The following is an 8,637-nucleotide window of genomic DNA, read 5'->3' as shown; positions in this document are numbered from 1 at the left end:
CGCTCTCGTTCCCCAGTAGGGGGTTTGGGGGACTAGTCCCCCAAAGAGATCTCGCCCTCAAGCCCAACCAATCATCATTGTTCCTTCTCCCCTTATCCCGAACTCAGGTTGATTAATTCTCTAATCTGAGCGGTAGCAAAGCAGTGGACAGCCACCGTCTTGCTACTGTTTTGCCAATTGGTGGCTACCCAGAGGCACATGAATGTAGTAGAAATTTTCGTCCCAAACACCCAAGTGAGGGGGAATTTAGGCATTAGCCGATCGCCGTATTCTATCGATTTGAAGATCCTCGAATTCTGAGGAGATACAGACGCTCAAATACATGGCTATCTGCAACAAGGGCTGAGGCGAATGCCCCTCAAGCAGCGCCAAGAAGTGGGGAAGAAATTTATCCAGTTATGGTGCGAAACTTGCCCCATCCTCTTTGGCGCAAGTTTCGCACCATTACAGAGTGGAAAGTTTCAGGGGGATTTCTCTTCTGCGAACAGTACAACCCAGCAGGGGAAAACCATGAATAATTCTAATAACATCGAACAACTTGCGCTAGAGGCCTATCGCCAGAAGCGCGATCGCATTCAAGCCATAGATGAGGACAATATATATGGTAGCATAGGGTTCAAATCCCTTCCTGCTTGTTAGTTTGACCCCTATAGATAAGTAAAGATTTGAGTTCACCTCGCCCTGGATATACCTTACCTGTCTTTGCGGCTGCTTCAGCGGTGGCAGCATTGAAGTGTTTAAATGGGACACAAGAGATCGAGAGTGTATCTCTAGATTTAATCGATCCTGCCGAAACGGTCAATGTGGCGATCGCCGAAGTCTCCAGAATTCGACCTAGAATGGCCTTGGGGATCAGTCATAGTGACCCGGGTGATAATCTGGATTTGACCCGTTATACTCCCGTTTGGGCGTTAGTCGAAACTTTATCCACGACAGCATCAGAATCTGAGAATCGGATTGAAATTGAAGGAGGAGAAGGAATTGGGAAACAGGTGGATCGTGAAGGAAAAGCAGCCATTTATGGCTATGCTCGGCAACTACTCGATCGCAATCTTAAATCGCAATTATCCCCCAATCAAAGCATTCGCGTTACTTTAGTGCTTCCGGAAGGACGGAATTTAGCCAAACGTACCTCTCTAGAAGCCTTTGGAATAGTGGAAGGATTGTCTTTATTGGGAACGACAGGTATTTCTCAACCTTTGAGTTCTCCGGAACAGTTAAGCCAATTTCGACGAATTTTACAGGAAAAAGCGCAGCAACACGATCGCCTATTTTTCTGCTTAGGTGAAAATGGTTTAGCCTTAGCTCAACAAAAGGGTATCGATCCCCAACAAATCGTCAAAACAGCCAATTGGTTAGGCCCCATGTTAGCGGAAGCAGGAGCGCAACAGGTTAAGGAGATTATTTTATGGGGCTATCATGGCAAACTCATTAAGTTAGCGGGGGGCATTTTCCATACGCACCACGATCTAGCTGATGGCCGCTTAGAAATTTTAACCGCTTATGGGGCAAAGGTCGGTCTGCCAGGAGACAAATTACACGCTCTATTGAGTGCTAAAACCGTACAAGAAGGCTTAGAGCAACTGCGTCAGTGGGAACAGGAATCAGGGGAAAACTGGGTCGAGCGAGTTTATGGGGAAATCGTGACCCAAATCGATCGCCGATCTGGGGCCTATATCTATAAGCAAACCCAGCAACAGGTAACCGTTGGCTCCGTTCTCTTTGATCGCGATCGCCAGATTATTCTTCACTCATGCGAAAATATAAACATCAGAGGTTCGCTCTTGTGATACCCTGAAAAGATCAATCATTATTCACCCCTACGACGAGCGGGCACTTGCCTTCAGTTCGCCCTACGCACAACTAAAAGTCTTGTATTCCTGTTATTGATCGCATCGACCACTGCTTATGACTGTGCAAACCCAAACCTCTCTTCCTACACCTCCGATTCGCGCCTTGAATCGCCAAATGATCGTTATCCTCGATTTCGGTTCCCAATACTCTGAACTGATTGCCCGTCGAATTCGAGAAACCCAAGTTTACTCAGAAGTTCTATCCTATCGAACCCCTGTAGAACAAATTCAAAGGATTAATCCTAAAGGCATTATTCTTTCTGGTGGACCCAACTCAGTTTACGCTCCGAGAGCGCCCCAGTGCGATCCCCAAATTTTCCACATGGGTATCCCTATTCTGGGTGTTTGCTATGGGATGCAATTGATGGTGCAACAATTAGGCGGTAAAGTGGAAAAAGCAGAACGGGGTGAATATGGAAAAGCAGCCCTGTTTATTGACGATCCCACGGATTTATTTACTAACGTAGATAATGGCAACACCATGTGGATGAGTCATGCAGATTCCTGTTTAGCTCTGCCAGAAGGATTTGAAATTCTTGCCCATACTAATAATACGCGCTGTGCGGCGATCGCCAATCACGAGCGGAAACTCTATGGCGTACAATTTCATCCCGAAGTGGTTCACTCGATTGGCGGTATCGCCCTAATTCGCAACTTTGTCTATCATATCTGTGATGCCGAACCCACTTGGACAACAGAAGCATTTGTGGAAGAGTCCATCCGGGAAATTCGCGCTAAAGTGGGCGATCAACGGGTATTACTCGCCCTATCCGGAGGAGTTGACTCTTCAACCTTAGCCTTTTTACTGCATAAAGCGATCGGCGATCAACTCACCTGTATGTTCATCGACCAAGGATTTATGCGAAAAGGCGAACCCGAATCCTTGATAGAAATGTTTGAAGGACAATTCCATATTCATGTGGAATATATCGAAGCCCGCGATCGCTTCATAAAAACCATTGAAGGAGTAAGCGATCCCGAAGTCAAGCGCAAACGTATCGGCCATGAATTTATCCGCGTCTTTGAAGAAGAATCCAAACGCTTAGGCCCCTTTGATTATCTCGCTCAGGGAACCCTCTACCCCGATGTGATTGAATCGGCCGATACCAACATGGACCCGAAAACCGGCGAACGGGTAGCCGTCAAAATTAAAAGCCATCACAACGTGGGAGGACTACCCAAAGACCTACAATTTAAGCTGATTGAACCCCTGAGAAAACTGTTTAAAGATGAAGTCCGCAAACTCGGACGCTCCATTGGTCTCCCAGAAGAAATTGTCCAACGTCATCCCTTCCCCGGTCCAGGTTTAGCCATTCGCATTCTCGGAGAAGTCACCGCTGACAAACTAAACATTCTCCGAGATGCGGATTTTGTTGTCCGAGATGAAATTCGCAAGCGAGGGATTTATCATGACTTTTGGCAAGCGTTTGCCGTTCTTTTACCCATTCGCAGTGTTGGAGTAATGGGAGACCAACGCACCTATGCTCACCCCGTGGTATTGCGCTTTATTACCAGTGAAGATGGCATGACTGCGGATTGGTCAAGGGTTTCCTACGATCTCTTAGAAGCCATTTCTAATCGTATTGTGAATGAAGTGAAAGGGGTAAATCGGGTGGTTTATGATATTACCTCCAAACCTCCTGGAACGATTGAATGGGAATAAAATCTAGCCCTTTGGCGGGTAATGGGGAAGACAATTAATATCAAATCCTTAGATGTTTGCTACAGATGATTCATACCCCAGAAGAGGGGATACACCAGATACCGGAATTAATAGCAACCTTAAAGAGTAATGCTATTAACGGATGACACTCGCCGATCCTCCCCTCTTTTCCCTCTAATCCGATGGGCAGATGATGGGGATCTATCGCCCTAAACCTGTGGAAAAACACGAGTAAATTGTGGAAAAATAGATCGGAGTAAAATATAAGTTGGGACACCAATCTATCTTGAAACCTTGCTATCATAAACTATTCCCTATTCCTTATTCCCTATTCCCTAGGGGGTATCGCTCTAGGTGATTCTGTGGAAAACCCAAAGTAATTCTCAAGGATTCGCTTACGGTTGAAACGTAATTTGGTTGGAGCGATAATCGGGAGGTTCTACATGAATGAGAACCCGAACGGGGTGATATTTTTCCTGTAAATGGGCTTCTACTGCTTCGGTAATTTCGTGGGAAGTTGCCACATCGATCGCATCGACAATCAGATGCATTTCAATAAAGACTTGCCGGCCAACAATTCCCCGTGAGGCAATATCATGGCAGTTTAGCACACCTGGAACTTCCATGACGGTATCATGAATGGCTTCCGGAGCGATCGCCATTTCATCCACTAACCAGGGTAAATTATCCTTGAGAACTTCCCAACCACTATAAAATACCAATAGAGCCACGGGAAACGCTAATAGCACATCTAAAAGAGGATAGCCTAAAACCACTCCCAATAATCCCCCCAAAACCATAATCGTCACCCAAACATCACTCATGGTATGTTTGGCATCCGCAACTAAAATACCACTGCCAATGCGTTGACCGACGGCTCGTTCATAAAAGGCGACAAAAATATTAATCCCCAAAACAATCAGTAATATCCATAAATCTTGAAATTCAATCGTCAGAGGATCGCCTTGAGAGGTGAGACTCTCGAGGGAACTCGAGACAATTTCAAAACAAGCAAACCCTAAAAATGCGGCAATTCCCAAAGCGCCAATGGCATCAAATTTCTGATGTCCATAGGGATGTTCGCGATCGGGTTTGGGAGAGGCAAAGTGATTGGCGACTAATCCCAAGATATTATTGGCACTATCGGTGACACTATGAAGAGCATCGGCTAATAAACTGAGTGAGCCAGTTTTCCAGCCCACGAGGACTTTAATCAATAACGCCAGTAGATTGAGTCCTAACGTAATGAACAACACTTGACGGACTTTAGAGCGAATATCTGTAACCATTATCTTCTAGGATAGACAATAGTCTGATCCGGTTTATAGATGTATGACCCAACTAACTCTTAACTTTGCCCAAGGATCTGTGTCCTTTAATTTTACTCCTGAAGCTGCCCAAAACCTGAAAGCGGAAATTAACCAATTGATGGATCGGCTCAAAACTTTGGCGGCACAACCGGTGACTCCAGGACGGAAACAGCCTCAAGCACCGATGGAATATCGCCATAATGGGGACGTTTTCCTAGAGATATTTTGTAATCCTAATATTTATGCAAGTCCCTTTGCAGCTAAGGTGTTAGTGACTCTGAAAAGCGATCGCCTGCGCCTAAGTACCGAAGCGGAACTTACCCGTGTGATTGAAGACCTCAATGCCTATTTGGGATAGAGCGCTTGGCGCAGCAGAAGGGTAATCAGTAATGGGTAATGGGAAAACCATTTTTAACGATTTCAGATGAATTGGCAATTTTTTACGTCACCCCTTAACCGTTTAGTCTAATAAGTCCTGAAGAACCGTCCTAGCAGGGATGGGTAATGAGCCGTTCTGATATTTGATATAATAATAGGTTGGTCTCTCCTATCCTCAAAACTCAAAACTCATTACCCATTACTTACCTCTTCCATGAAATCCATCAAAACCTTTCTCATTCTCAGTGTAACAGCCTTCTTTAGTGTACTGATTTTTTCCGCTTGTAGTCCAACCCCCACTTCAACGACTTTAGTTATGGGAACTTCTGCCGATTATCCTCCCTATGAATTTAAAGATAGTACAGGAGGAGAAGAACGGATTATTGGTTTTGATGTGGACATTGCCCAATCTTTAGCCAAGTCCCTTAATTTTGAGCTGAAAATTGAGGATATGAACTTCGATCGCCTCATTCCTGCTCTAGAAAACAATGAAGTGGATTTTGTGATGGCGGGCATGTCTCCTACACCAGAGCGCCAAGCCAAGGTGGAGTTTACGGATCTCTATTATCAAGCTTCCAGTATTATTCTCATGCCTAGAGGGGCAAATATAAACTTCAAAGAGGATGTAAAAGACAAGCGGGTGGGGGTGCAAGGGGGATCGATTCAGGCAGATGCAGCTCAAAAGATTACCGGGATTGACTTAGTCGAGTTCAACAAAATTGGCGAAATTATCCAAGAGGTGAAAGCAAAAACCCTAGATGCAGCAGTTATCGAGTCCACGGTAGCGGAGCGCTATGCTTCCGCAAACCCAGATTTAGATTTTACCCAGCCCTTTGACACTGAATCAAGTGGATCGGCGATCGCCCTCCCTAAAGGTTCTGCCTATACCGAATCCTTTAATCAAGTTTTAACCGAAATGAAAGAGACTGGAAAAATCAAAGAACTGATCCAGAAATGGTTCAGCTAATTCAACCCCACTCACTTTACAGCAGTATTCTGGATCAAAACTCAAAACTCATTCCAACGTCTGGGAGGGAACTTGATATCCTTTTTTTCCCATGCTTAAACGTCTCAAAATTTGGACTGCTCTCCTGCCTCGTAAACTATCTTTACGGGTTGTTTTAGTTGTGCCCTTTGTGCTGCAAGTTTCCTTAGCTGTTAGTTTAACTGGTTGGCTCTCCCTCCGCAATGGACAAAAAGCGATTAGTCAAGTCACTACCCAACTCCATCAGGAAATCACTGCTCGCATTGAGCAGGAACTTGCTAATTATATTCATGATTTATATTTAGTCAATCAAATTAATCAGGATGCTGTCAACCTCAACTTACTCAGTCTCCAAGATTATCAGCAATTGCAAACCTATTTTGGCAAGCAATTACAAGCATTTGAATCAATTAGTGCGATTAAGTTTAGTAGCGAGCAGGGAGAATTTTTAGGCTTAGAGCGATCGCCGGATGGATATGTGCTATCCTTAGCCAATCCAGACACAGAGCAAACCCTAGAAACCTATCAATTAAATGGCGATCGAGAACAGGGGCAGCTCTTGTCCTCCACCCCAGACTACGATAGCCGCCTAGAAGTGTGGTATGAGAATGCCATTCAAGCCCGAAAAGCGACTTGGGGAGGCATTTACACCCACCTCGGTTCAGAAACCTTAGCCACCAGCGTCAATCAACCTGTTTATACCGAAATCGGCAAACTCTTAGGCGTTTTCGGCGCGGAATTTCGGCTCTCAGAAGTCAGTGATTTTTTACGAACCTTAGATATTAGTCCAGGGGCAGAAGCCTTTATTTTAGAGCGTTCCGGCTTATTAGTCGCCAGTTCCACCCTAGATCGCCCGTTTCTGGTCACCTATGGCACAACCCTCAGAATTCAAGCCACCAATACCAGCGATCGCCTCATTCAATCCTCTGCCCAATATCTGCAAGAAGAATTTGACACTTTAAAAAATGTGGCAACCACGGAAAATCTAGCGTTTTTGCTTGAAGGAGAGCGGCAATTTTTACAAGTCACCCCCTTTCAGAATGCCCAAGGCATTGATTGGATCATTGTGGTGGTGGTTCCAGAAGCCGATTTTATGGAGCAAATCAACGCTAATACGTGGATTACCATACAATTGTGTGCGATCGCCCTCTTCGTGTCCATTTTACTTGGCTTAAGAACCTCCCATTGGATTAGCCAATCCTTACATCAGCTTATTCAAGCCACTGGAGCGATCGCCAAAGGCAACCTCAATCAACACTTACCCCACTTTTATCTGCACGAATTAGAAACTTTGCGCCGTTCCTTTAACGAAATGTCCCAACAACTGCGCCATTCTTTCCAAGCCTTAGAAACCGCCAACCAAACCTTAGAAGAACGGGTCGAAAAACGCACCGAAGCCCTCAAACTCGCCAAAGAAAAAACCGAGCAAGCCCTGCAAGAACTCAAGCAAACACAATCCCAACTCATTCAAACTGAAAAAATGTCCAGTTTAGGTCAAATTGTTGCCGGAGTCGCCCACGAAATCAATAATCCCATCAGTTTTATTTACAGCAACTTACCCCATGCCAAAGAATATCTAGAAGGATTGATTGAGCTGATTGAACTCTATCAAAAACAGCATCCGAAATCCACCAATGAAATCCATCAAAAAATACAACAAATAGACCTGGACTTTATTGTCGAAGATTTTCAAAACCTAATGATCTCTATGCAAAGTGGAGCCGATCGCATTCAGAAAATCGTGTTAGGATTGCGTAGCTTTTCCCGCTTGGATGAATCCGATCAAAAATGGGTCAATATCCAAGATGGATTAGAGAACAGCTTAATGATTTTGCAAGCGAATTTACAATCGATTCAAGTTATTGAAAGCTATACCAGAGTATCCAATGTTTTTTGTTACCCTGGTGAAATCAATCAAGTTTTTTTCCAGATCCTAGAAAATGCCATAGATGCCCTATCTGAACCCAATATCATCAATCCCACCCTATGGATTGAAACCCAAGACCTCTCAGAAGATCGGGTGCAAATTCGTATTGCTGATAATGGCCCAGGAATTAGCGAATCGGTTATATCTTCTATTTTTGATCCCTTTTTCACCACCAAACCCGTCGGACAAGGAACCGGTTTAGGTCTCTCCATTAGCTATCAAATTATTGTCGAGAAACATAAGGGCGAACTACTCTGCAACTCTACCCCTGGAAAAGGAGCAGAATTTTTGATCAGATTACCGATAAAATTGGGTTATATCAATTAAAAATTTTAAATGGGTCTGAGTTAGGGCAAGTCTTCTACAGCTCTAGCAGGCAAGAGTGGAGAAAGTCGGGAAAGAGTTTATCAGAAAAATGGGTTGAAAACCCTGTCCTTGTAGGACGGCTTTGCAGTATAATGGAATTGGTCACTGACCCACCCGCGACGATGGAAACAGAAAGCCTAACTTCAAAGATTGCG

Annotated in this window: 7 protein-coding genes; 6 read left to right on the top strand and 1 reads right to left on the bottom strand. The window is 44.5% G+C overall.

What is annotated here, in order from left to right; all coding sequences use genetic code 11:
- Positions 1 to 351 precede the first annotated feature (351 nt).
- The 3 genes from AC3A14_RS23190 (at position 352) to guaA (ending at position 3,516) form a co-directional block, all read left to right on the top strand.
- Positions 352 to 639 carry a hypothetical protein gene (locus AC3A14_RS23190; protein ID WP_318731309.1) on the top strand — a complete coding sequence of 96 codons (288 nt, stop codon included), beginning with the start codon at positions 352 to 354 and terminating at the stop codon, positions 637 to 639.
- Between the two features lie 26 nt (positions 640 to 665).
- Positions 666 to 1,790, top strand: coding sequence for a cobalt-precorrin-5B (C(1))-methyltransferase CbiD (cbiD, locus tag AC3A14_RS23185; protein WP_318731310.1), 1,125 nt, complete (start codon positions 666 to 668; stop codon positions 1,788 to 1,790).
- 118 nt (positions 1,791 to 1,908) lie between these two features.
- On the top strand, positions 1,909 to 3,516 hold the full coding sequence (gene guaA, locus AC3A14_RS23180) for a glutamine-hydrolyzing GMP synthase (protein WP_318731311.1): 1,608 nt from the start codon (positions 1,909 to 1,911) through the stop codon (positions 3,514 to 3,516).
- 395 nt (positions 3,517 to 3,911) lie between these two features.
- Here guaA and cdf31 read toward each other — a convergent pair whose 3' ends face one another.
- Positions 3,912 to 4,805: a CDF family zinc efflux transporter Cdf31 gene (cdf31, locus tag AC3A14_RS23175; RefSeq protein WP_318731312.1), complete on the bottom strand. Its 894-nt coding sequence runs from the start codon at positions 4,803 to 4,805 to the stop codon at positions 3,912 to 3,914.
- A gap of 43 nt (positions 4,806 to 4,848) precedes the next feature.
- Between cdf31 and AC3A14_RS23170 the strand changes: the two genes are divergently transcribed.
- From AC3A14_RS23170 to AC3A14_RS23160, 3 genes are all read left to right on the top strand, one after another.
- Entirely contained in the window at positions 4,849 to 5,184 is a 336-nt protein-coding gene (locus AC3A14_RS23170; protein ID WP_318701849.1) for a hypothetical protein, read from the top strand.
- Positions 5,185 to 5,418: 234 nt separating this feature from the next.
- Positions 5,419 to 6,171: a transporter substrate-binding domain-containing protein gene (locus AC3A14_RS23165; RefSeq protein WP_318731313.1), complete on the top strand. Its 753-nt coding sequence runs from the start codon at positions 5,419 to 5,421 to the stop codon at positions 6,169 to 6,171.
- 91 nt (positions 6,172 to 6,262) lie between these two features.
- A complete protein-coding gene (locus AC3A14_RS23160) occupies positions 6,263 to 8,443 on the top strand; it encodes a sensor histidine kinase (protein ID WP_318731314.1) in 2,181 nt (726 codons plus the stop codon).
- The last annotated feature ends 194 nt before the right edge of the window (positions 8,444 to 8,637 follow it).

It is taken from the genome of Roseofilum sp. (assembly GCF_982964205.1).
The sequence above is the reverse complement of the archived record's forward strand: the minus strand, read 5'-3'. Positions and strand labels throughout refer to the sequence as shown.